This is a genomic window from Acinetobacter sp. Li1LvA2 (genome assembly GCF_056156705.1).
Genome location: NZ_JBSICF010000013.1, coordinates 1 through 24,113, shown reverse-complemented (window position 1 = coordinate 24,113; position 24,113 = coordinate 1). Strand labels below are relative to the sequence as shown.

Genomic DNA, 24,113 nt, shown 5'->3' with positions numbered 1-24,113 from the left:
TAAAAAAAGAACGCCAAAACGTTCTTTTTTCATACATTTCGCTTAGAGAATAAACGGTTGATCTAATTTTGTTTATTTTACCAACATCTTATCCATACGGTTATCAACACAGTTATCCATATAGTTATAAACAAAGTTATCCACAAGCTTATTCTCAGTTCAACATGCTTTTTAAGCGTCTACACTACCCACTTTCGCAAGCTCTGCACGCATTTGATCAATGACTACTTTATAATCTGGTTGACCAAAAATTGCTGAACCGGCAACAAACATATCTGCACCTGCTTCTGCAATTTCACGGATATTTGCAGGACCAACGCCACCATCAACTTCTAAACGAATATCACGGCCACTTGCATCGATAATTTTACGAGCTTCACGCAACTTTTCTAATGTCATTGGAATGAACTTTTGTCCACCAAAACCTGGGTTTACACTCATTATTAAAATTTGATCAACTTTATCAAGTACATAATCAAGATAGTGTAAAGGTGTTGCTGGGTTAAAGACTAAACCTGCTTTAGCACCACCTGACTTAATCAACTGTAATGAACGATCGATGTGGTGCGATGCTTCTGGATGGAACGTAATAATATCTGCACCCGCTTCCAAAAAGTCTCCAATAATTCGGTCAACTGGAGATACCATTAGATGCACGTCAACAGGAGCTGTAATCCCGTAATTTTTTAAAGCCTTACATACACCAGCACCAAAAGTTAAATTTGGAACATAGTGATTATCCATCACATCAAAATGTACTACATCTGCACCTGCGTCTAACACTTTGTCTACATCTTCGCCTAAACGAGCAAAATCGGCAGATAAAATAGAAGGAGCAATCAAGTAAGGCTTGGACATAGGTGGATGACCTGGCTAAAAATTTAAGGAGAGGCTGAAAATTATAACAAAAAAGAAACTACTTGGCCCGCGCTTCCTTGCTTAAATGACAACATTTCAAACTTGCAACGTAACGTTGCAACAATAGAATGCTAACGTCTAAACGAATTTGTTAAGGTACATTAAACCAATGTGAGGATTGATAATGAAAAGCACAACCTATCTATTAACAAACGATGGAAAACGCATTGCAAAACGTCTGGTTAATCATTGGAAACACAAGTTCGAAGTACAAGAAACGGAACAAGACTTTAAAATCTTAATGCCTACAGCAACGATTACACTTGCACCAGAAACAGAGCAGTTAAATGTTGCTATTGATAGCCAGTTAGATGACCACGACCACTTAGAAAAAGTTGTCCTTGATCATCTAAACCGTATGGCTCAACAAGAATTTCAGGTGGAGTGGCAGCACTAATTAGCCACCAACCTTTTCTAACTGGATTGCATGAAACTGTAAGTGCTCATCCATAAAGGTTTGAATAAAGTAATAACCATGATCATAGCCAGCATGTTGTCTTAAAGTTAAAGGCTGTCCCGCTTTTAAACATGCTTGCTTAAATTTTTCAGGGTGAAGTTGTTCATAAAATTGGTCATCTAAGCCCTGATCTACCAAAATTTCGTCAAATACTGCCCCATTTTTTGAGACCAACGCTGTAGCATCATGAGCCAACCAGCTTTCGCGGTCTGCACCCAAATAATGGCTAAAGGCTTTGTCTCCCCATGCACATTCAGTTGGTGCACAGATCGGAGCAAATGCAGATACCGACTTAAACTTTTCTGGATATTTAAACGCTAAAGTTAATGCACCGTGACCACCCATTGAGTGCCCAAAGATACCGACTTGTTGAGCATTTACAGGAAAGCTTTTTAAAATGAGTGGATATAACTCATCTATTAAATAACTTTCCATTTGATAATGCTCAGACCAAGGTGCTTGTGTTGCATTAATATAAAAGCCCGCGCCTTGCCCAATATCCCAATGATCCCCTGCTGCGACTTGTTCTCCACGAGGAGAAGTGTCTGGGGTAATCAATATTAAGCTGAGTTGTGCTGCCATATGTTGCGCATGTGCTTTTATGGCAAAGGTTTCTTCAGTACACGTTAACCCAGCTAAGTAAAATAGAGTTGAGCAAGCTTTACCTTCTAAAGCTGCTGGGGGTAAATAAACACCAAACTTCGCTGGTCCCTTTAAATAAGAAGATTCAAATTGGTATATACGCTGCTCACCCTCAAAGCAGCGGTTTTTTTGCAGGAGTTGCATCGTTTTTAGCCTCTGTTCTTGTTTGAGCAATATCTACACTACCCGTATTTTGTTGAGGAAATAGATACTTTTCCAACTGAGGTAGCATAAGTTCCATATTTTTACCGATCATCCACTGAGGCTCTGAAGGTTCAACACCTTGAGCCACTTCCCATTTGGTTACAGTTTGCTTAGCTGTGTTAAACGAATCTTTCATCGACGATTGCTCTCGCATCGCCAAATCAAAGAAAGCTCGACCAAAATAGGTATAGTCAGCTTCGTTATTACACCCAAAAGAAGTTTTATCAGCAGCTGAAGCAGTAATAATTAAAGTATCTGGAGACTGCAAAGCAGGAATAAAACTTCCTGAATAGCAGGCTGAGATCACAATTACACGCCAGCGAATACCGGATTTATCAAGTGTTTCACGTAACCATTTCGGGTCGACTTGCCCTAAATCTAATGGTGCATTTTCAATTTCGAAGTGATTCTGTTCACCGTGTGAAGTCATATATAGAAATAGGACATCACTATCACGGTTCATTTGCTGCCCCATACGGCGTAACGCTAACTCGATACTGGTTTTAGAGGCAATTGGAATTTCTGTACGGGTGTCTGGGTTATTAACTAGCATCATCGAACGTCCAATCGTTCCGAAACGTGTATCAAACTGTTCTTTAATACGGACCACTTCCGATTTAAAAACATCTTGGTAACTATCGCCAGCAACACCTAAAAAATACCAATGACTTTTTGCCTGCTCACCATATTGGACTTGCTCCAAAGAATCATTTAATAGTTTACTTTGAGCATAAAAAGCATCTTCAGCAAACGTTGGAGCAGAATCTTCTACCTTCCAAATCGGTTGGTCTTTTACAGAAAGTTGCCACACCACCATCGTTGCAATAGTTGCAACCATGACAAGTGCACGTTCCCACCAAGGCCACTTAAGTTCGCGTGAGAAAACCCAAATCACCGCTAAACTTTGCCACACAAACAAAGCTACAAATAAGCTCGGTAAAATTCCGTTATAAATAGCATCGGGAATAAAGTTGAGATAACCATTAGAACCCAAATACTGAATTAAACATTGAATTAATAAAATATTTGTATCTAGAACCAACCAAAGTAAAGCAGGTACTAGCATTAAACGAGGTTGGTTGGTGCGCTGCGATAAGAAAATACCGACAATTAAGGCAATGAATGGCCAAAGTGCATAACCAATTAAACCTTGTGAATTGAAATCACCGATTTGACCCGCCACAAGCCAACTATAAAGAGAGTTGGTACACCCTCCTAAAATTCCCCAGACAATGAGCTGAAGGATAGATGGATGCACTATCTGTAAAGAACGTCTTGACCCCAAAAACAGCCACATTCCGGCAATTTGGTTGCTTTTAAAATCATGCCAAAAGTTAATGGAGGGTTTAAGATCAATCATAAAAGGTTTTCAAAAATTTCGTTTTTGTCAGGCATCTTAAGTGTATGCCTGCTAAGAATTTTAGCAATCATGCTTTTGAACTATATCACATATATTTGTGCATTATTCAAGCAATAAAACCTAACCTTACATAAGCCTACTGAAAATACGCATCAAAACGACAAGCATCTCCTTGCCATTGATGAGCTGGCTCTTGATTCGCCAAGAAAATAGCATGGCGCGGTCGTTTAACGACTACACGTTTAGCAACTTTCTGTGCCAAAACCAGCAAATTATCCCCCAAATCCATCTCACCATCTTCGGGTAAAAGAAGATGTAAAAGCTGCATCTGTTTTTTAACTTGAGCTTGTTTTTTGATGGCTTGGTGATTCTGGTCACGCTGTGGAAACATCGGATCTAGATAAACCACATCAACCAGTTGAGCTGTTTGCTGTAACTGTTGTAAATAACTTGCAGAGTCAGCAAAGATCAGTTGAATCCGATCCATAAACTGGCTTAAAAAGCTGTCTTTTTCAGCTTGTGCTTTTGCATCTTCAAGTAAGGTAAATAAAATTGGATGGCGCTCAACCAATTGTATTTGTGCGCCTAAATAAGCCATGAGTAAGCTGTCATGGCCTAAGCCTGCTGTAGCATCAACCAATATTGGTTTTTCACCTAACTGACAAGCCCGAGCAATCATTTCTGATTTAAGACTTGCACGTTTTAAACGGGAAATTTCGGCCTTCCAGTCGGGCTGCATTTTCATGCCATTTGCAGATAACCATAGCCCATTTTCATCCACACAAAGTGCCAACTCAGGATTTAAACGCAGAAAACGTGCATTCAGCTTTTCAACTAACTGCAAATCTACAGTCACACCTCTAGAACAAAGCACAGCTTGGTAGTGCTGTGCTTGTTCTTGAAAATCTACTTCAAAATATATGTGCATGATTAGCCTTTATTTTGCTTTACCCTGATCTGCTATTTTTTTCCATGCATCATCACGTAAATAAACTGGCAAAGCATATTCAGCATCAACCCACTGCTTTTCTTCTACATAAACACGTGCAATAGAAGCAATGTCTTGTGCAGTTGCAGTGATTGTTTGATGATCTGCATCAGCTTGAAGTAACTTTGCGCCCGAACCAATTAAGCAATGTTTTGCGTAAGCTGCTGCTGGCTCGTAACCCATTAATTTTTCTTCATCAATACATTGCATAATCCCTTGCTCATCTAGAACATAACTTGCAATGTAAACTTCGTTCATACGAGCATCGAGAACCGCAGTCACTTGTTTCAAACCTTCAAGTCGGTATGCCGCTTGAGCTAAAGCTTGCAAACTCGAAACAGGAATAACGGGTAAATCTTGTGACCATGCCAACGCCTGAGTCACAGCTGCATTAATTCGAACACCACTAAAAGAACCTGGCCCGCGGCTAAAGGCAATCGCATCTAGACCAGCAACCTCAAGACCTGTTTGTTGTAGCCCCTGCTCAATCATGGGCAAAATGGTCTGGGTTTGTGCTTTCGCCCGCGTATCGAGTTGAAAAAACAGTTCTTGGGTTTCATCGACTAATGAAATAGAACACTGCTCATTTGCAGTTTCCAACGCCAGCAATTTCATGCACAACCTTAGTATTAATTCAGATTAAAAACGAGGGTTATGATACCCCACTCGGCTCTGATAGGCGAGTTGTTCTCTCTCTAAATAAAAATGCCAAGCTTGTGCTTGGCATAAAAATATTTTTCTAAAAAAGACTTAAAAGTGGAATTCTTTTAAATCTGCATAGTTCTTAAAGTGCTCAGCATAATGCAATGCACTCAAACGTATTTTTGCAGCGCCATCTTCGTCTAAAGTTTTGACAATTTTGCCAGGTGAACCCATCACCACTGAATTATCTGGAATCACCTTCCCTTCAGGAATTAAAGCATTAGCACCGATAATACAATTTTTACCAATCACAACCCGATTTAAAATTACGGCGTTCATACCAATTAAACTATTATCACCAATCGTACAACCATGCAGCATGACTTTATGCCCGACTGTGACATATTCACCAATATTTAATTCAAGCCCAGCATCGGTATGTAGTACAGAATTTTCTTGAATATTGGAGAAATCACCAATTCGAACTATACAGTTATCGGCACGTACTACAGCTCCAAACCAAATGCTGACTTGACGCCCTAACTCTACTTGTCCAATTAGCGTTGCTGTTGGAGCAACCCAACCATCCCATGGTTCATGTAAGGCTTTTGGGTGCTGTCCTTGATAGCTATACATCATAATTTATCAATCCTGATCACTTATTCTTATGAGAAAACTTTGGCATTCCAAAGGTTGGCGAGTTGAGTAAAAATGGCCAATCTTTTTGATAACCCAATCCATATTTAAACAGAGCAACTAACATACGAGCAGTTAAACCCCAAATGATTTCATTATCAATTTGTAAGCTTGGAAAATATAAAGACTGATGGGCATATCGAACTTCATAGGGTGTTGGACGCGTCTCTATAAGTTGTTGTAACGGGACAAAGAAAATTCGATCAATTTCGGTAGGCTGAGGTATTAAAGTCACCTCTGGAGGAATAAGCCCAACAATCGGTTTTACAGACAAACCGCTTCTTGCACGCTGCATCGGCAAATCACCTAACAGCTGCACATCAAACGGATTTAAAGCTGTCTCTTCCTGAGCTTCTCTTAACGCTACAACAATATTACTGGTATCACTAGGATCACGCTTTCCACCCGGAAAAGAAACTTCCCCCGCATGGTTGTTCATATGTATTGAACGGCGTGTAAGCAGTACCTTTGGATCATTTTCATTCGTAATTGCAATCAGCACTGCTGCTTGTGCTTCTTGTATGCGGGTGGAAAAGCGCAATCTTTGCTGTAACTTTTGTGTTAGCAAGTGCTCTTCCATACCATTCACCTATTATTTTCTATCTCTTTGCATCATATCTGAAAATCAAACTTAGGGAATAGAGTTGATGCGTAAGTCTAAAAATTCAGTTATGCTGAGGCATCTCTATACTCGATGATAATTATGAGTTTCTGTGTAGCGTGTGGGCATAAAACCGAACAAAAAATTCCTTTAGGTGATCATAAAGTACGCCGTGTTTGTACTCATTGTGGAAATATTCACTATGAAAACCCCAAAGTAATCTGCGGTGCCTTAGCGTTATGGGAAGACAAAGTATTACTCTGTCGTCGTGCGATTGAACCACGTTATGGTTTATGGACTTTGCCTGCTGGCTATATGGAATTGTTCGAAACCATGGAACAAGGTGCAGCACGCGAAACTCGTGAAGAAGCAGAAGCCGAGATAGAAATAGAACAACTGTACTGTATGTACAATATTCCTCGCATTGGTCAAATTTATGTACTTTTCAAAGCACAGCTGAAAGATGGCATTTTTGGTGCAGGTGAAGAAAGTATCGAGAGTCGTCTGTTTGAAGAGCATGAAATTCCATGGGGTGAACTTGCCTTCCCTAGTGTCGAACATACATTGAGACACTATTTTGAAGATCGTAAGAAACAAGTTTTCCCAACTCATCTTGAAACTTTGGGTACGCGTTTAGACCATACGGGTTAATCAATTAAACAAATAAAAAAGACCGCTAAGCGGTCTTTTTTATTTGTCTTTTATTTTTAAGACTTAGTCTTAATCTGATAGCAATCAGCCGTTCTAAGTGTCACAGTTCCTGCCATACGCTGACCTAAAGCTTTTTCAGCTTCAGTCGGAGCAGGTGAAATATCTTTAATATTGTTATATACCTGTTGATAGAAAGCATATGGATTTAACCATGAAACTGTTTTGTTATCATAAGTAGTAAGATTTGCACCACTGGTCTGCCCTTGCAATAGGTTAGCAACGTTAATTTTTGCACCACTTACAAGTAATGTTTGACTACCAGTTTGAGAAGTACTTTGAACTACATTTGAATTTAAGCCAGCTACAATACCATTTAAACTCCCTAATTCAGGCACCGCAAAAATCATTCTCACAGTAATTGACTTATCATTGGTTGCTGATTCTGTTCCTCCAGTTGTACCAATTCTGTACTGCTGAACCCCATTGTTATCAATTAAACTTGTATTTGAAACTACTCCACATTGACCAGACATATCTGTCGCAGTAGCTTCAGGTTTAATATCTGTTCTAATATTCCCATTCTCATCAATGACAATACCCAAATCAATAGGTGCAATTCCTGCTGTATCAAATTTAAAGTTTAGAGTTGCATATAATGGGAAAATATAAGTTTGGCCAGATTTAACGTTCTTAGCAGTTTTAAAAATCTGATTAGACAAATAGCTCGCAGGACTTACCTTATAAATATCCATAGAACCATTATAATTTTGGTTATCAACACTTTGTTTCCATAAAGCATACTGCTGAGGATTAGGGGTTTTAGTATCCGTCAAAGCTAAATATGAACTATCACGCCCTGCAATAAGTGAATCATTTAACAATTTACCTTGATAAATCACTAAATCTTCATTTGCATTACTAGAAGTTTTTAAACGAAATGGTTGTGTTGATTTAATTTCGGTTTGTATTGGATCAAGCCAAGTGGTCTGCGCATTTGCAATCATTTGGGTTGGTTTTGATTTCGTCAAAACATTTAATACTGCACTAATTGCTACCTGACTTGTGATTGTACTTGTTCCTTTCCATTGCAAACCATAACCAAATGTATATCCTTGACGATCAGATAATAAGAATAAATTACCAAAAACATGTTGGGTATTTGCCCCATTTTTCGAGCAATCCGCCAAATTAGTCAAATTACATCCGTAAAAGTTTTCAGAAATAAAATTAGGCGGAGCCAAAGTAATATAATCTGACTGATATAGACCAACTAAACTTAAGTTTGCTAATTGTGTTACCAGTTCAAAAGCTTGCTCATCTGACACCTGACTTAAATCTAGCCAAGGTTTTAAAATATTGGTATAAGCCCCATTTTTCCATTCTGTAGCTGTAATATTTTGAACTAAAATATTTAAAGTATTCTTCTTATCATCGGTAAATTGTGTTGGCTGCAAATCACCAGCAATATTATCAGTACGTTCTAAGCCAATGCTTTGAAAGAGTTTTACCAATGCCATTGCAACTCGGACTGTAGGATCATCTTGGCTAAGTGATGTTGGGGTCTGCCCAGTTAATCCAATCGCCATATCCATGATTTTCAAACGCGGTGGAACAGTCATCTGAATTTTTGAAACAGTATCTAACTTAACAGAACCTAATTCAATTTTTCTTGTTGCTTTGGCATCTTGCAAATAAAAACTAGCGGTATCTCCAGCTTTACAAGATCCAATAACACTATTACCTGAAGCTTTGGTAATAAAGCTTAGATTCGCTGCACTACTACATGTAAAATTAATACCAGCAATTGGGTAATCTAAAGAAAATTGTAGACAATCACTGCTTGTTATAGAACAACTTCCATTAGCAGTAGCTCCTCCTGATCCGTTTGTAGGATTCTCATTTATTGTGGAACTACCGCCACCACATCCATTTAGCATAACCGCTAATGTGGTTAGCGCAAAAGGCCATAAAAATTTTTTATTCATTAGATACCCTACTTATTTTCAACGTAATACGGAAATTTGAATTTGTCCCTGATTCGATAACTCAGTTTCTGCAACATCTATAGCAGAGGATAAGGGCGTTAACATCATGTAATGTGCTGATGATGGTACTTTTAAAACACCTTGAATTGATGCATGTTGTAACATAGTAGAAGGATAAGATTTACTCTTAAAACCACTTACCCCTTCTAAAATACAGCCCTTATCATCTAAAAAAACAGCTAAAGGCCAATAATATAAAGGTTTCTCATTACTAGCAGCGAACGACATAAGTTTTAAATGTTGGACTGAGGGATCAAGCTTTATCAACTCATACTCAAACTTTTCTTTTAACGGTTTTCTTGGCCATACATTTACTTCTTTATTTATACTAAGCGTCTTAATTGATTTGTTATAACCCTTGATAAAACATTGATCTTGTTCAAAAGTGGCTACTAATTCTTTTGAAGATAACCGCATATATGTGGGCGCTAATACAACTGTAGACTCTTTATCTTGAGTATGGCGATTAAAAAGCTGATCTAAAGTTGATCGGCTGACACCTTTCTTCCGCTCTACTGATTCTGTTCTTCCTAAGCCATCTGGCACGAGATAAAAACGTTTTTTCCCTTCAAGATTAAATTCCTGATCTTCAAGATATTCATTATTTACATATTCCACACCATCAATGGTAGTAAATTTAGACTTATCTTGTGTAGAAGTTGGTGCTGGGGAAGCTTGCGAAGTGCTTTTTGTCGGTGGTGGAATTAAAAGCAAATCTTTTTGCCATTCATTGTTAGAGGGCGTTTGAAGTTTTACATTTTCAATAGGTGTTTTTAATTCACGATCATTTGTTGAAGCGGACTGAGTATTCTGGGCTTTTTGCTGTGCAGTTGGTGCAGTTGGTGCAGTTGGTGCAGTTGGTGCAGTTGGTGCAGTTGGTGCAGTTGGTGCAGTTGGTGCAGTTGGTGCAGTTGGTGCAGTTGGTGCAGTTGGTGCAGTATTTAATTTCTTTTCTGCTTGTTGTTCTAATTTTTTTGGCAAATCTTTAATTTGCTCTTTTTCTTTATAATTTTTTTGAGTAGGAAGAATTACCGTTTTATTTGGTGGATTTTGAGGTTTTATTTCTATCTGAGGGATAGACGTTTTTTTCTGATCAACTCTTTTACTCGGCACAATCATAGGACGACCATCAGGACCAATAATCGTATAAAAACCGTCTGCATAAGATGTAGAAACATTTGCTATCACAATACACAAAATTGAAATAGCAAAATTAGGTCGAAACATCCATTTATACTGTTTTACCATTTTGTTCTGTAACTCAAACCAAGCACTGTAATTTTCGTATTTGTTTTTACATCTAAACCAGCATAAGGGTTTAATAAAATATTATCGACACCACATTTATTCGATAAAGTACTCGTACATGCTGGAATATTATCTCGACTACGTAAGAAACCAACTGAAAGGTCTAAATCAGTATCTGTATCAAAACGATACCCTAATCCTAAACCAAACAATTGCGCATTGTTAATTGGAACCATGGTATTACGTTTGTCATCAGGAATAGCACTAGCTCGAGGCTCATAACCTGCTCTTAACTTCAAACGATCCGTTGCCGAATACTCCAAGCCGATTCCCCAACTCCATGGTGAGGTAAACTTTAATGGCAATGCTAAAGAATTATCAGTCACATCATTAGATAATAGTTTTGCAACTTTAAGTAGTGAAATCTGACGATCAAACTCAAATTTAAATTTATCCCATGCTGAATAATCAGTCCATCCAACATCAAAGTTTACTTGTAAATCTGGCAAAATTTTATATTTAATACCAGCCTGAAAATGTGCGGGATATTCTAAATCCATCGCGACTAAACCCGATTCAATATCAGGTACATATCCAGGTAAACCAAGAATTCGAGCTAGAATTTGTCCAGTCGCCGATGAGTTCAGCCCGCGTACCAATTCTTGAGGTGCTTTGGCATTATCAATCATGTATTTGCCTTTCATACGCATCTTGGCTGAACTTTGATAGACCATACCGAAGCCAAAATCATCTGTCGGCTCCCACAGCAACCCCAAGTTATAACTTGGGCTTAAAGACTGCTCCATGGAAACTTGTAAGGCCCCCATTTTATTAAAGGGATTCATACCTTCCTGAGCATTACACATTCCGAATAATAATAGATCAGTAATCATGTCATTATTATTCTTAAATGGCGCACAGACCACTTCATCAACCATACGTAAGACACCAATCATCTCATTCGGAAAACGAAGATCTGTTTTTAATGCCAGGGCGTTATATGACATACCAATTGAAGCACCAATTGATAAATGGTCATTAACTTGGAAACCAAAAGATGGAGACAAATAAGTAATACGCTCTACAGCAACTTGTTGTCCCATATAGTTACCAGCATTACCATTTTCTGCGCCAAAACCTGCTACCAATGGTGCATATACTGCTGTTGCATATGTGACTTTCGAACCTGGAGGCTTATAGGCGATTCCTGCTGTAGGAGCAACGAGTGGATAACCAGCTCCTAAATCAACCATTTTTTTAAGAATAGGCACATATAAGCTGGCGTATTCGACATCTCCATGAACTGAGTCTTTAAAATCTGTACAAATATTCGCAGTAACTTCTGGACCATCATTACAAACAAGAGGATCATCTGAATAACCAAAAACGTTATACCCAGGCGGTGCTGAAAATTCTCGCTGGATATCAAAATTAGCTAGAATACCTTGTACATCAGTTTGCAGTCCATCAATCTTAGCTAATGCGGCGGGGTTAAAATGAACTGCGCTAATGCCTGGCGGATCTGCCGTTACAGCATTCCCCATCGATAGTGAACGAATATCAACAGCTAGGTTTTGTCCTAATTGAGCATTGGCAAAGCTAGAAATACCAGAGATCACAATTGCCGCCGTTAGAGGACATAATTTAGGATATTTCACCTGCATATCTCCTTATTTTTGTTTTTTATTAAAACCTAGAATATCTAACGGGAACGATAAACCAAGTGAGACATCTGGTGCATCCTCGGTTAAACCAAAGCCAACTGTACCATTAACAATCGTATCAGGTGAAACACGTACACCTAAGGCAAAAGCCATCATTGCACTACTTTGGTCTGGAGATTTATAAGATTCTCCATTTGCAAATTGGAACTCAGAATTTAGGTTAAAGCTTTGTTGATATGACATGGTTAATGACACATCATAGTTAAATGAATAAGCAAAACCGAAAGAGAAACCGCCACTAATTCCAGGGTCGAAAGATTCTAGAATACGGTTACCACGTACCTGATTTAAACCAGACTCTTTAAAACCATAATTGGCAGAGGCAGAGGCAAATAAAACAACTGGATCGATATATTTACGAGTACTAGCGCCTATACCTGCAGAGTAATACCCTTTACCAGTTGAAAGCTCATTTTGACCAACTTCGTAAGGACTATCACCAGTTTTACTAGATAAACTACCAAATAGGACTAAAGGTAAACGCCCTTGTTTAAGAGGGAAAGGCTCCCAACGAGCGCCTAAAGAAATATCACCCAATCCTGCAGTGGTAGAATCGCTATTGATATCAGATTTAGCAACTAGAGGTACTGTTGCTGAAAGTGTTAAATTATCTAAAACACCATATTGAGCTGTGAAACTATTGGTCAATGTATGTTGAGCATCTTCCCTGATACTTAATCGACTAATACTAGAGTTATCATCTCCTAGTGCTAAATCCAAAATACTGTCGCGGTAATAGGTATAATCAAGATCATAATATGTAGAAATCTCACCTCTTTTAATTAACGAATATTGTCTTTCATTCGAGGTAAATACTTCTTGTAAATTTGTTTCTTGACTCGCATCACCTTCTTTTTTCTGTAAAGCTGTGGCAGCTTGATTAGCTCCAGTATTTGCTGTTACAGGATCACTAGTTACTACGTCTGTAGACGGAGTTACACTTCCATCTTGAACTGAATCTGTTGCTGGCGTTACTTCTGATGCCGTATTCATTTCAGAAACAACGGCAGTATTTTGAACTTCCGTTTGTGCAACTTGATCCTTTGCATAGATTGTTCCTGTAATGGCACTCATACTTAAGGCCAATACACTCATCTTCATCCATCGATTATTCATATTCCTTCCACCCAATTTATTTATTTTACTAAATCAAAAATTCATTACTTACGTTTGTAATAAAGACGCATAAAAGTTTCTATCGGCTGATTATGATTTGAAGAATGACTGTCATTATCCAAAACCCGTCGCATTGTTGAGGCTTTATTTGCTAAACGGTCATAATTAAATGTCGGATATTGCACATCAACAAAGGCATAACGGTTAACAGTTGCATCTTCCACATGGCGCATATCCGCATCTTTTAATGCTAATAAGTCTTTACGCTGCGATTCAGGAACAGAAATAACAAATAAAGTATTATTATCCCAAATTTCTTTAAATCGATTTTCATCAAAACTGATATTTCCTAAAGCAGGATCAGCAACATAGACTCTTCCATCTTTATAAGCTTTATATACGACAAAATGTTTAAACCCAGCATATGAAATGGGAACAATTGCAGGCTGAGCTAATTTAACTAAATCAGGAAACTCTCCCCGGTAACCACCACTATCTAAACCAATAGCAGTTACAAAACGTTTCATATCAAGTAGTGAAAAGCTGCGGCGTTCAATAATACGTTGATATTCACCATACTGAAGTAACCCACTCATTGTTTGCTGTTCAGTCAAACTGGTACCAACATACCCATTTAACAAAGTAGTAAGTGCAGCCGAACCACAGCTATAGTCATATGCTTGTCGAACAATACCGCGAAATTGATCTTCTATCGCAGGTTTAATCGTAACGGGTTCAATGTGATTTCGGTGAAACGATAAATTACGTGAATCGGCCGTCTCTGTATAATAAACAGTTCCCGGTGGTTTTTTTTCTATTTCGAAGGCTTCTGTCGCAAAGTAATACATCAATGCTGAGCCTAAAACAATCTCTAACATAAGCACTTGGTCTAAATGGTGGCCTAACTGGCCTTATTCATTTTATTCTTAGAGCAATAGCTCTACATCCCTGTGTCTCGAAGATACCTTTTTTTTTTGTAAAAAACAGCTTTTTTTTAATCTTTTTGATGAACGTATAGTTCTACTCTAATTAAATTGTTAATTAGCTCTCATTCTTAACTAGCTGCGGTTTTAATCTATTTAATATATATATCGTAATTTTATTAATTCTTAAGAGAAATTTAATTAAAACTTCAATTAAAAAAGCGCGTATTAAACGCGCTTTTTATTTTCAAATTTTTAAATTAGTGACCAGAAATTGTAATTGTAGAAGTACCTACATTTAAACCTTGAATTTCTAAATCACCAATTGATGCATTACCAGCAGCACCAAGGTGAACACCTTGCGCATAAACGTTCATGCCTTGAGTACTATTATTTTGAATTTTCAAGCCTGTTGGCACAACCGAGATATTTGCATTTACATCTAAATCACCAGTTGTATTACCCGCACCACGCACCATTACTTTGTCTAGGACAATTTTACCACCGCCAGCAGCATCGTTAATCCCAAAGTTAGATAGTGTTAAACCACCTTGTAAGCTTGAATTTACTTTAATCATTGCACCTTGCGGTGTCGCACCTAACTGAACATTGGCTGAAATTTGACCTAAAGATAAATCTAGACCAGAGATAATTTCAGTTGGAGCCGTTTCGGTAATACCACGTACAGCAGTCGTTGTATTTAGAGTACCTGAAGTACCAACACCAATTGAACCAACATGCACATTAACAGCGCCTACTGTCGCTGCAACGTTTAAGAAAGCACCATTTTGACCTGAAGCACCATTGGTATCAATTTTAAGATCTAACAAATTCTTTGTTGTATCAACTTGTGTAACGCTCACTCCACTAATTGCAATTGCACCGGCAGTATCAGATGCACCAGCAATTGCTGGAGTTGCAGTTGTAGAAAGACCATCATTATCGTGTACATATAACTTATCGATATTAATACCAGAAGCACCTAGAGCAATACCGATATTAATACCATCTTGACCTGTAGCAGCGCTTAGTGCAGCATCGTCCATTGACTGCATTGCCATTGCATTTGCACTGATAGCTAAAGAAGAAACTAAAGCAAGTTTAGTGAACATTTTCATTGAGCACTCTCCCAAGAGCATTTATTTTTTGACTTTAACCACTCTCATTGTCTCAAATTGCATTTTTCTTTATATAGCAACCGAAACTTCCAATCCTTGAGTAGTTTTGCTTAGCAATTACTAAATTACATCTACGTTACTTTTTGTTCAACTAGTGTTGTGCATTTTTTGCCAACTACCCGACAAACGGTACACTCAATTTATTTCGCTTTTAACTCTAACGCCCCCTACCAATCCCACTCTAAAATTCGACTATTTTATCAACAAAAAGTATCTCTCTTCTAAGTCTTCTCCCTGATGATCCGCAAGTTGTAGTAAACTAATATTTCCCTCATTAACTATTCTGTTATTTAAAAATGTCTCAGTTAAAGAAAAAAATCTCATTACATGGTAAAAGTACTGCCGAGATTTTAAAAAATTTACAAGGATTAACTGGACTCATTTATTTAAATGACAATAATAATCCTGTTATTGGCTTTCTCCCTCAACAATACATTCTTATTCAGAATAAAAATAATATAGTATTTCAACGTCAGAACTTTAATGAATATAAAAATATATTAAAATCGAACCAATTATTAGATTTTATTCAACTAAAAGAAAATAAATTAAAAGAAATCAATAATACTAAATCAATAATAAGTTTTAATGGCGGCTATGTCGGTTTTATTAGTTATGATTTTGCTGCCCATCAATTTATTAATGCTCAAGCCCATATACAACCGTCTTTATTCTTAGGTCAATATCGTTCTTTTTTAAAATATATAGATAATGAGTGGTATTTTTTTAGTGATGAAGAAAATGCATTAGACCTATTTAAATATATTAAAAAGAAGTTAGAGATTCCCAATTCAAATAAATCTAAAAATATATTTGAATTAAAAACTTCTATTCAGCCAAGATGGTCTAAAGAACAATATTTCGAGGCTTTTAACAAAATACAAGAATACATTAAAGCTGGGGATTGTTATCAAATTAATTTAACCCAAGAATTTAAAGCTAATTTCAAAGGATCTTTATTAAATAAAGCTGAAGATTTATGGAGCCTTACTAATGCCCCATATGCAGGTTATTTAAAATTAGATCAATTTGAATTATTAAGTTGTTCTCCTGAACTCTTCATAGAATTCAATCAAAATAAACAAATTAAGACACGACCTATTAAGGGAACCATGCCTCGATATGAAGATATCGAAAAAGATTTTATTTCAAAACAAACTTTAAAAAACTCGCAAAAAGATCAGGCCGAGAATGTCATGATTGTTGATTTATTACGTAATGATTTGAGCATTTATGCCAATACAGGGTCCGTAAAAACAACGCAATTATTCGAGATTGAAAGTTTTAATCAAGTTCATCATATGGTCAGTGAGATTGTTGCCACGCTTAAAGATGATATTAATCCAATGCAAATGTTGCTCTCTGCTTTACCGGGGGGATCGATTACAGGAGCCCCAAAAATTCGGGCGATGCAAATTATTGAAGAATTAGAAGAAGAAGCAAGAGGTGCTTATTGCGGGACATTAGGTTATTTCAATTTTGATGGAACGGGTCGCTGGAATATTCTTATCCGTAGTTTTCAACAATATCAAAATCAGCTCTCTTTGTGGGCTGGTGGTGGTATTACCATTGCCTCAAATGCAGAAGCAGAATATCAAGAAAGCCTTGATAAAATTTCTGCTATGCTGAACTTGATGAACAGCACAGCAGACTAAAATTTAAAGAATATCTTGTTTTAACGTTTGCACTAAACGCATATTCTGCTCATCAGTACCCACTGTGATACGCAAAAACTGATTAATACGAGGCTTATTGAAATAACGCACAATAATACCTTGTTCACGTAATTGTTGTGCAAGTTTGCCTGCATCATGGACTGAGTGTGAAGCAAAAATAAAGTTCGCTTTAGAAGGTAAAACTTTAAAGCCCAAAGCAGTTAAGTCATCTACTAGCTTTTCACGACTAGAAATAACTTTCTGACAGTGTTCTTCAAAATAAGCCTGATCTTCAAAAGAAGCTACCGCGGCTGCAATTGCAAAACGGTCAATAGGATAGGAGTTAAAACTATTTTTGACAGCTTCAAGCGCTGCAATTAAATGTGGCTGCGCGATTGCAAAACCAACGCGTAAACCAGCTAATGAACGAGATTTTGAGGTTGTTTGACAGACAACCAAATTCTCATAGCGACTTACAAGACCAACTGCAGATTCTGCACCAAAATCAACGTAAGCCTCATCGATCACCACCACTCGATCTGGATTTGCTTTTAAGATTTGCTCGATATCTGGCAACCCCATTGCAATACTGGTTGGTGCATTAGGGTTTGTAATAACAATCCCACCATTTGGTTGCATATAGTCCTTAGCTTCTATCTCGAAATTCTCATTGAGTGGAATTTCTTTAGTTTTTGTTCCAAAGAACTGACTATAAACTGGATAAAAACTATAAGTAATATCTGGATAAAGAATCGGTTCATCTTGAAGGAAAAATGCTTTAAAAATATGAGCAAGTACTTCATCTGAGCCATTACCAACGAAAACTTGAGATACCTCAATATTCTGTTGTTTAGCAATTGCTTGTTTTAAAGCTGTTGCATCTGGATCTGGATATAAACGCAATGCATCAGCTTGCTGAGTTAAAACAGCTTGAACTGCTTCGACTACTTTGGGTGATGGTGGATATGGATTTTCATTCGTATTGAGTTTCAATAAATTCTGAATTTTAGGCTGCTCACCCGGAACATAAGGCTCTAATTCACGAACTTCTGGACTCCAAAAGCGCATTTGTGCTGTAGATAAAGTCATGGTCTTATCTCAAAAAAGGGCTGAAAATCAGCCCTGAGTAATAATTAAAAAACGACAAGGTTGATAAGCTTATTGATAACGATAGCGAGCTGAGCGTGCATGGGCATCTAAGTTTTCTTGGACAGCTAATATATCGGCTGTTTTAGCTAACGTTTTAACTCCATCTTTCGAACACATAATCAAGCTCGAACGTTTTTGGAAATCATAAACGCCTAACGGAGAAGAAAAACGAGCAGTTCCAGATGTCGGCAATACATGGTTTGGACCCGCACAATAGTCACCGATTGCTTCAGGTGTATAACGTCCCATGAAAATTGCTCCAGCATGTCGAATCTCTTCACTCATTGCTTCAGCGTCATCTAGGCACAGTTCCAAATGCTCTGGTGCAACCTGATTAATTAACTCAATTGCTTCTGCACGGTCTTTAACTAATACCAAAGCACCACGGTTTTCAATTGAAGTTCGAGCGATATCTGCCTTTGGCAATTCATTTAAATGCTTTTCAATTGCCAACTCGACTGCATTAAGCAAAGCTTCATCTGGAGTTATAAAAATAGCTTGAGCCACAGTGTCATGTTCAGCTTGTGATAAAACATCCATAGCCAACCAATCTGCATTATTCTCACCTTCTGCATATACTAAAATTTCAGAAGGTCCAGCAATCATATCAATACCGACTTGGCCAAATACAGCACGTTTAGCAGCTGCTACAAAACGATTCCCCGGACCAGTAATTTTATCTACAGGTGGAATTGTCTGAGTACCATAAGCCAAAGCTGCTACAGCCTGCGCCCCACCAATGGTAAATACTCGGCTAACTCCCGCAAGATAAGCTGCGGCAAGAACCAAGGGATTTAATTCACCATTCGGTGCTGGAACAACCATGATAATTTCAGGTACACCTGCAACATGAGCAGGTACAGCATTCATTAGAACTGAAGATGGATAAGAAGCTAAACCACCTGGCACATAAATACCAACACGGTCTAAAGGCGTAACTTTTTGCCCTAATGTATTACCCAAATCATCTATATAAGTCCAGCTATCTTGTTTCTGAGCTTCATGAAATGTACGAATACGCTTTGCTGCCAACTCTAAAGCATCACGAATTTCTGGGCTTAAATTATCAAAAGCAGTTTTAAGTTGTTCTTGAGATAATTCTAAATCTGAAAATTGATGCGCAGGATGTCGATCGAACTGTTGAGTAAGTTTTAAAACATGATCATCACCATGCTGACGAACATCAGCAATAATTTGATCTACTGTTTGCACTAAATTAAGATCATTCACAGTTTCAAATGCCAATAGCTCAGCAAAAACCTGTTTGAAGTTTTGATCTTGAGTCGATAAACGTCGCATCAATTTACCCACAAGGCGAAAAAGAAAAAGTAAGTTTACCCTTTTTCTATGCGCTTGTGGGCATCATCTAGCTTAACTATCGCAAAAGCATGATGGGAAATTGCTTTTAACGCGATTGAACAGCTTGCTCAAGCTGTGAAATGATTGGATTTAACAAAGTTTGTTTACGTTTAAAACTGGCTTTATTTACAATTAATCGAGAAGACACTTTGCAAATCTCTTCTAATGGCTCAAGACCATTTGCTCTTAAAGTATTACCAGTATCGACCACATCCACAATGTAATCACCTAAACCAACCAAAGGTGCTAACTCCATAGAACCATAGAGCTTAATAACATCAACCTGCTCACCTAAGCTTGCATAGTATTGACGTGTAAGATTGACATATTTCGTGGCAATTTTTAAACGACCCTTTGGATGCTCCATCCCTACTTTACCAGCAGTCATTAACTTACATTTAGCAATCTGCAGGTCAAGCAACTCATATACATGCTGAGCACCATGCTCCATCAACACATCTTTACCCGCTACACCTATATCTGCTGCACCATTTTCTACATAGGTTGGTACATCAGACGCACGTAAAATTAAAATACGTACTTGCTTATGCGTAGTAGGGAAAATTAGTTTACGAGACTTTTCCGGATCTTCGAGTAAATTAATACCCGCCGTAGCCAATAAAGGTAATGTCTCTTTTAAAATACGCCCTTTACTCAATGCCAAGGTCAAACCATGATCAAAATTACCCATCACATCAAAATTAGGATCATCGTTTCTTACATCATTCATTAACTTACTCGCTTAATTTTGGCACCTAAACCTTGAAGCTTCTCTTCGACATGTTCATAACCACGGTCAATATGGTAGATACGATCAATTAACGTATCTCCCTCTGCAACTAAAGCAGCTAGAACCAAAGAGAATGAAGCACGTAAATCTGTTGCCATAACAGGTGCTGCCTGTAAGGTTTCAACTCCGGTTACGACAGCATCGTGACCTTCTACCTGAATATTAGCGCCCATTCGTGACAATTCAGGAACATGCATAAAACGATTTTCAAAGATCGTTTCAGAGATTGTCGCGAAACCACGACCAATCACATTTACTGCCATGAGCTGTGCTTGCATATCAGTTGGAAATTCTGGATGTGGCAAAGTTCTAAAACTTACAGCTTTAGGGCGTTTACCCATCATATCAAGTTCAATCCAGTCATCACCACGAGTGACTTCCGCACCCATTTCTTCAAACTTATCCAAAACAGACTCAAGTAATGCAGGGTCAGTATGTGTAGTTTTGACACGACCACCCGTAATTGCAGCAGCTGCTAAATATGAACCTGTTTCAATACGATCAGCAACAACAGCATATTCACAGCCATGCAAACTTTCTACGCCTGTTACAACAAGAGTATCTGTATCAAGACCTTCGATCTTAGCGCCCATTTTAATTAACATTTGAGCAAGATCAGTGATTTCTGGTTCACGTGCTGCATTACGAATAGTCGTAACGCCATCTGCTAATGCTGCTGCCATCAAGATGTTTTCGGTACCCCCAACAGTCACCATATCAAAAACAACTTCGCCACCTTTTAAGCGACCATCAACTGAAGCATGGACATAACCATTTTCAACTTCAATATGCGCACCCAAAGCTTCTAAAGCTTTTAAATGTTGGTCCACAGGTCTTGAACCAATCGCACAACCACCAGGTAAAGAAACTTTAGCATTACCATAACGCGCTAATAATGGTCCTAAAACCAAAATTGAGGCCCGCATTGTTTTTACCAGCTCATAAGGTGCAAACTGATTATCTAAAGTAGAGGTATCTGCTTTTACTGTGTCATTTTCATAGCCAATTGTTACCCCTAATCCACCAATTAGCTTTACCAAAGTATTAACATCTTTAAGATTTGGAACATTGGTTATTGTAATTGGAGAATCTGCAAGAATAGTTGCAGCAAGTAATGGCAAAGCAGCATTTTTAGCACCAGAAATGCGCACTTCGCCCTCGAGCTTAACACCACCCGTAATTAAAAATTTATCCATTAATATTTAAGCTCCGAAAAGGCTTGCTTTACGCCATTCATCTTTGGTCATTGCACGAATTGTTACCGCGTGAACTTCCCCACTTGCAATATAAGTATTTAATGGTGCATAAACTAATTGTTGACGAGCCACTGTACGCTTACCTTCAAATTGATCATCCACAATACGGAGGTCAAATTTTCCGGCCTGTCCGCTCACCGCTACTTCCGCTACCGGGAAAGCTTCTTTTAAAATTTGAGTGAGCTGTTCACTATTCATTGCAAAGACCTCTGACACAACCTAAGGGGTAAAACGGAGTATTTTACTATAACTTTTTCCCAGAATTCAGTACGTGTTTATATTTTATCAATAAAAAAGAGGCTATCTTTCAAGCCTCTCTTAAATTAACAAAACTTATTGAACAGAAACAGTAACTTGCGAATAAGTACATTGCATTTTTCGATATCTTAATAATTGTCTTTTTAATTTTTCTGTCAATTTTTTAATTGAAGTATACATATCATCAGCGGTTGCCTGAGCAAACAACTCAATCCCCGGCAATCTTACAATAGCCTCTGCAACATGATTTGAACTGCCCTTATGAGAGCGCTTATCAATTTGATGATCTTTGGTTAATTTAATCTGCATACTATTCACCTGATCTAGGTGTTTCGTCAATTGATTAAACTTTGATTTAATATTTTCTTCTATAGCGGGTGTAATTGCTAAATGATGTCCACGAATCGTTATTTGCATAATTCTATCCCTCACCTTTTTTAGGTTATCTAAAGAAGAACTAAAACGATTTAATGCTATCAAAAAAAATTAGGACAATTAAACCATTTTAGCGGCTCCTCTTGGTGAAATTAAAATTTCATTATTTCGTCATAATGAACCTCTAGAATAGCCATACTTCAAAATTCAGATCAAGACTTTTCTTTCAGACGATGAAGGAATATGTAACGATTCACGATATTTTGCGACCGTCCTTCTTGCTACTTCAATGCCCTCATCTTTCAATAATGTAGCAATTACATTATCTGACAAAGGTTTACGCGGATTTTCACTTGCTACGAGTTTTTTAATCATTGCACGAATTGCAGTGGAAGAAGCCTCTCCACCAGCAGTTGTACCTACATGGCTAGAGAAAAAATATTTCAACTCAAAAAGGCCACGTGGGGTAAGCATATACTTATTTGTTGTTACACGAGAAACTGTAGATTCATGCAACTCTACTTCTTCAGCAACATCTCGAAGAACCAATGGTTTCATTGCTTCTGCACCGATCTCCAAAAAAGCTTTCTGATGCTCCACAATACAAGATGCTACCTTTAATAGTGTTTTATGTCTTTCATCAATGCTTTTGATAAAGTTTTTCGCCTCAAGCATTTGGTTACGCAAATATAGATTATCTTCACTCTGATCTGCTCTACGAATCATACTGGAGTAAAAAGAATTAATTCTTAATTTAGGTAATACATCTGGGTTTAGTTGGACCTGCCAATGTAAATCTTTTTTGGAAACAACCACATCTGGGATTTGATAATCTGACTCTTGTTTATCAAAATCCATACCTGGATAGGGTTTCAATGTTTTTAAAAGATTGATTGCAAACTTTAATTGATCTTTTGTTAAACCCGTTTGTTTGAGTAATTTATTTAGATCATTTGCTATCAAAAGCTCATAATATTGCAATAAGCTCTTTGCTTCGTTTAAATATTCAACATCTTTCGGTAGGAATTCGAGCTGTATTTTCAAACATTCCGCTAAATTACGTGAACCAATCCCTAGTGGGTCAAGTCGTTGAATATGCTTTAAGACAACTAGAACCTCATCTTCTTCAATATCTTCCTCGATATCCATCTCATTTAATAATTGTTGGGCAGCTAAAATTATTTCTTCTATTTCAGCATCTAAGAAACCTTTATCATCTAATGCATCAACAATACAGTAAGCAATTAATTGATCTATTTTAGAAAAGTGCAAAAGATTAACTTGTTCTAAAATATGTTCCTTTAGAGATAATTGAACTTGACGATTATCCTCTCGCTCTTCAAATTCTGGAGTAGCCAATGCTGTTGATTGATGAGTATAAATATCATCCCAATCTGTATCGACTGGTAAATCATCAGGCAAATGGTTGGCATTTAATTCAGTTGTTAAATCATCTGAATCTTTACTTTCTAACGCAGATAGGCTATCTGTTAATGATTCTTCTTCTATTTTTTCAAGTAAAGGATTACTATCTAGTTGAATTTGAATTTCTTGTTCAAGCTCTAAGCTAGAAAGCTGTAACAAACGAATCGCCTGCTGTAATTGAGGTGTTAACGATAAAGAATTCGCAACTTTCAACCCAACAGATAATTTCATATTTTAGATTCCATTAAACAAGCAAAAATCATGCCTACTTAATATTTATAACATATAGTTTCTATTTATCATATATATTGGTATGAAATTTCTAGAAGAAAAAGTGGATTTTTTTAATGAAAAGTTTTGATACCTAGCTAATTAAGAGGTCGGTTTAGAAGCGCATTTTTAACTTAGAATAGGTTCGAAATTTCCTTTCTCTATAAAAAAAGGACTCTTAAT

At 37.5% G+C, this 24,113-nt stretch carries 23 protein-coding genes; 3 read left to right on the top strand and 20 right to left on the bottom strand.

What is annotated here, in order from left to right; genetic code table 11:
• Nucleotides 1–171: 171 nt before the first annotated feature.
• Nucleotides 172–858, bottom strand: a complete 687-nt coding sequence (rpe, locus tag ACS604_RS18090; RefSeq protein WP_474772479.1) for a ribulose-phosphate 3-epimerase — start codon at nucleotides 856–858, stop codon at nucleotides 172–174.
• 184 nt (nucleotides 859–1,042) lie between these two features.
• On the opposite strand from rpe, the gene ACS604_RS18085 reads away from it, so the two are divergent.
• Nucleotides 1,043–1,315 carry a DUF2218 domain-containing protein gene (locus ACS604_RS18085; protein WP_004794449.1) on the top strand — a complete coding sequence of 91 codons (273 nt, stop codon included), beginning with the start codon at nucleotides 1,043–1,045 and terminating at the stop codon, nucleotides 1,313–1,315.
• Here ACS604_RS18085 and fghA read toward each other — a convergent pair whose 3' ends face one another.
• The 6 genes from fghA to ACS604_RS18055 all read right to left on the bottom strand — a co-directional run bounded on the left by fghA (nucleotide 1,316) and on the right by ACS604_RS18055 (nucleotide 6,496).
• On the bottom strand, nucleotides 1,316–2,161 hold the full coding sequence (gene fghA, locus ACS604_RS18080; protein ID WP_474772478.1) for an S-formylglutathione hydrolase: 846 nt from the start codon (nucleotides 2,159–2,161) through the stop codon (nucleotides 1,316–1,318).
• The gene (locus ACS604_RS18075; protein WP_174758402.1) at nucleotides 2,130–3,581 is read right to left on the bottom strand and encodes a C13 family peptidase; all 1,452 of its coding nucleotides are present in this window, start codon (nucleotides 3,579–3,581) and stop codon (nucleotides 2,130–2,132) included. Before ACS604_RS18075 ends, fghA begins: the two co-directional genes overlap by 32 nt.
• Before the next feature lie 136 nt (nucleotides 3,582–3,717).
• A complete protein-coding gene (locus ACS604_RS18070) occupies nucleotides 3,718–4,509 on the bottom strand; it encodes a class I SAM-dependent methyltransferase (RefSeq protein WP_353157946.1) in 792 nt (263 codons plus the stop codon).
• Between the two features lie 9 nt (nucleotides 4,510–4,518).
• Nucleotides 4,519–5,184: a tRNA (adenosine(37)-N6)-threonylcarbamoyltransferase complex dimerization subunit type 1 TsaB gene (tsaB, locus tag ACS604_RS18065; protein WP_353157944.1), complete on the bottom strand. Its 666-nt coding sequence runs from the start codon at nucleotides 5,182–5,184 to the stop codon at nucleotides 4,519–4,521.
• Nucleotides 5,185–5,319: 135 nt separating this feature from the next.
• Nucleotides 5,320–5,847, bottom strand: a complete 528-nt coding sequence (locus ACS604_RS18060) for a DapH/DapD/GlmU-related protein (RefSeq protein WP_312825266.1) — start codon at nucleotides 5,845–5,847, stop codon at nucleotides 5,320–5,322.
• 19 nt (nucleotides 5,848–5,866) lie between these two features.
• A complete protein-coding gene (locus ACS604_RS18055) occupies nucleotides 5,867–6,496 on the bottom strand; it encodes a CoA pyrophosphatase (RefSeq protein ID WP_085942204.1) in 630 nt (209 codons plus the stop codon).
• 114 nt (nucleotides 6,497–6,610) lie between these two features.
• Here ACS604_RS18055 and ACS604_RS18050 point away from each other — a divergent pair, with 114 nt between their 5' ends.
• Nucleotides 6,611–7,159, top strand: coding sequence for an NUDIX hydrolase (locus ACS604_RS18050; protein ID WP_002115876.1), 549 nt, complete (start codon nucleotides 6,611–6,613; stop codon nucleotides 7,157–7,159).
• Nucleotides 7,160–7,215: 56 nt separating this feature from the next.
• On the opposite strand, the gene filF is transcribed toward ACS604_RS18050, so the two are convergent.
• The 6 genes from filF to filA form a co-directional block, all read right to left on the bottom strand.
• Entirely contained in the window at nucleotides 7,216–9,144 is a 1,929-nt protein-coding gene (gene filF / locus ACS604_RS18045; protein ID WP_312825205.1) for a putative pilus system protein FilF, read from the bottom strand.
• Between the two features lie 18 nt (nucleotides 9,145–9,162).
• A complete protein-coding gene (gene filE, locus ACS604_RS18040) occupies nucleotides 9,163–10,452 on the bottom strand; it encodes a putative pilus assembly protein FilE (protein ID WP_474772475.1) in 1,290 nt (429 codons plus the stop codon).
• On the bottom strand, nucleotides 10,446–12,110 hold the full coding sequence (filD, locus tag ACS604_RS18035; protein WP_005302851.1) for a putative pilus system OmpP1/FadL family transporter FilD: 1,665 nt from the start codon (nucleotides 12,108–12,110) through the stop codon (nucleotides 10,446–10,448). Before filD ends, filE begins: the two co-directional genes overlap by 7 nt.
• Nucleotides 12,111–12,122: 12 nt before the next feature.
• On the bottom strand, nucleotides 12,123–13,292 hold the full coding sequence (gene filC / locus ACS604_RS18030; RefSeq protein WP_474772474.1) for a putative pilus system protein FilC: 1,170 nt from the start codon (nucleotides 13,290–13,292) through the stop codon (nucleotides 12,123–12,125).
• 44 nt (nucleotides 13,293–13,336) lie between these two features.
• Nucleotides 13,337–14,170, bottom strand: a complete 834-nt coding sequence (gene filB / locus ACS604_RS18025; protein WP_312825209.1) for a putative pilus system C39 family peptidase FilB — start codon at nucleotides 14,168–14,170, stop codon at nucleotides 13,337–13,339.
• A 305-nt stretch (nucleotides 14,171–14,475) separates the two neighbouring features.
• A complete protein-coding gene (gene filA, locus ACS604_RS18020; RefSeq protein ID WP_353157935.1) occupies nucleotides 14,476–15,333 on the bottom strand; it encodes a putative pilus system protein FilA in 858 nt (285 codons plus the stop codon).
• 356 nt (nucleotides 15,334–15,689) lie between these two features.
• On the opposite strand from filA, the gene ACS604_RS18015 reads away from it, so the two are divergent.
• Entirely contained in the window at nucleotides 15,690–17,048 is a 1,359-nt protein-coding gene (locus tag ACS604_RS18015; protein ID WP_474772471.1) for a chorismate-binding protein, read from the top strand.
• Between the two features lie 3 nt (nucleotides 17,049–17,051).
• Here ACS604_RS18015 and hisC read toward each other — a convergent pair whose 3' ends face one another.
• The 7 genes from hisC to ACS604_RS17980 form a co-directional block, all read right to left on the bottom strand.
• Nucleotides 17,052–18,137: a histidinol-phosphate transaminase gene (hisC, locus tag ACS604_RS18010; RefSeq protein ID WP_474772470.1), complete on the bottom strand. Its 1,086-nt coding sequence runs from the start codon at nucleotides 18,135–18,137 to the stop codon at nucleotides 17,052–17,054.
• A gap of 69 nt (nucleotides 18,138–18,206) precedes the next feature.
• The gene (gene hisD / locus ACS604_RS18005; RefSeq protein WP_005302839.1) at nucleotides 18,207–19,496 is read right to left on the bottom strand and encodes a histidinol dehydrogenase; all 1,290 of its coding nucleotides are present in this window, start codon (nucleotides 19,494–19,496) and stop codon (nucleotides 18,207–18,209) included.
• A 106-nt stretch (nucleotides 19,497–19,602) separates the two neighbouring features.
• Nucleotides 19,603–20,286, bottom strand: coding sequence for an ATP phosphoribosyltransferase (hisG, locus tag ACS604_RS18000; RefSeq protein ID WP_003655841.1), 684 nt, complete (start codon nucleotides 20,284–20,286; stop codon nucleotides 19,603–19,605).
• Nucleotides 20,286–21,542, bottom strand: a complete 1,257-nt coding sequence (murA, locus tag ACS604_RS17995; RefSeq protein ID WP_013198909.1) for a UDP-N-acetylglucosamine 1-carboxyvinyltransferase — start codon at nucleotides 21,540–21,542, stop codon at nucleotides 20,286–20,288. Before murA ends, hisG begins: the two co-directional genes overlap by 1 nt.
• A 6-nt stretch (nucleotides 21,543–21,548) precedes the next feature.
• Nucleotides 21,549–21,800 carry a BolA family iron metabolism protein IbaG gene (gene ibaG, locus ACS604_RS17990; protein ID WP_004794487.1) on the bottom strand — a complete coding sequence of 84 codons (252 nt, stop codon included), beginning with the start codon at nucleotides 21,798–21,800 and terminating at the stop codon, nucleotides 21,549–21,551.
• Between the two features lie 135 nt (nucleotides 21,801–21,935).
• Complete coding sequence (gene hpf / locus ACS604_RS17985) at nucleotides 21,936–22,277, bottom strand: ribosome hibernation-promoting factor, HPF/YfiA family (protein ID WP_111856410.1); 342 nt, start codon at nucleotides 22,275–22,277, stop codon at nucleotides 21,936–21,938.
• Nucleotides 22,278–22,442: 165 nt separating this feature from the next.
• On the bottom strand, nucleotides 22,443–23,891 hold the full coding sequence (locus ACS604_RS17980; protein ID WP_004794488.1) for an RNA polymerase factor sigma-54: 1,449 nt from the start codon (nucleotides 23,889–23,891) through the stop codon (nucleotides 22,443–22,445).
• Between the last annotated feature and the right edge of the window lie 222 nt (nucleotides 23,892–24,113).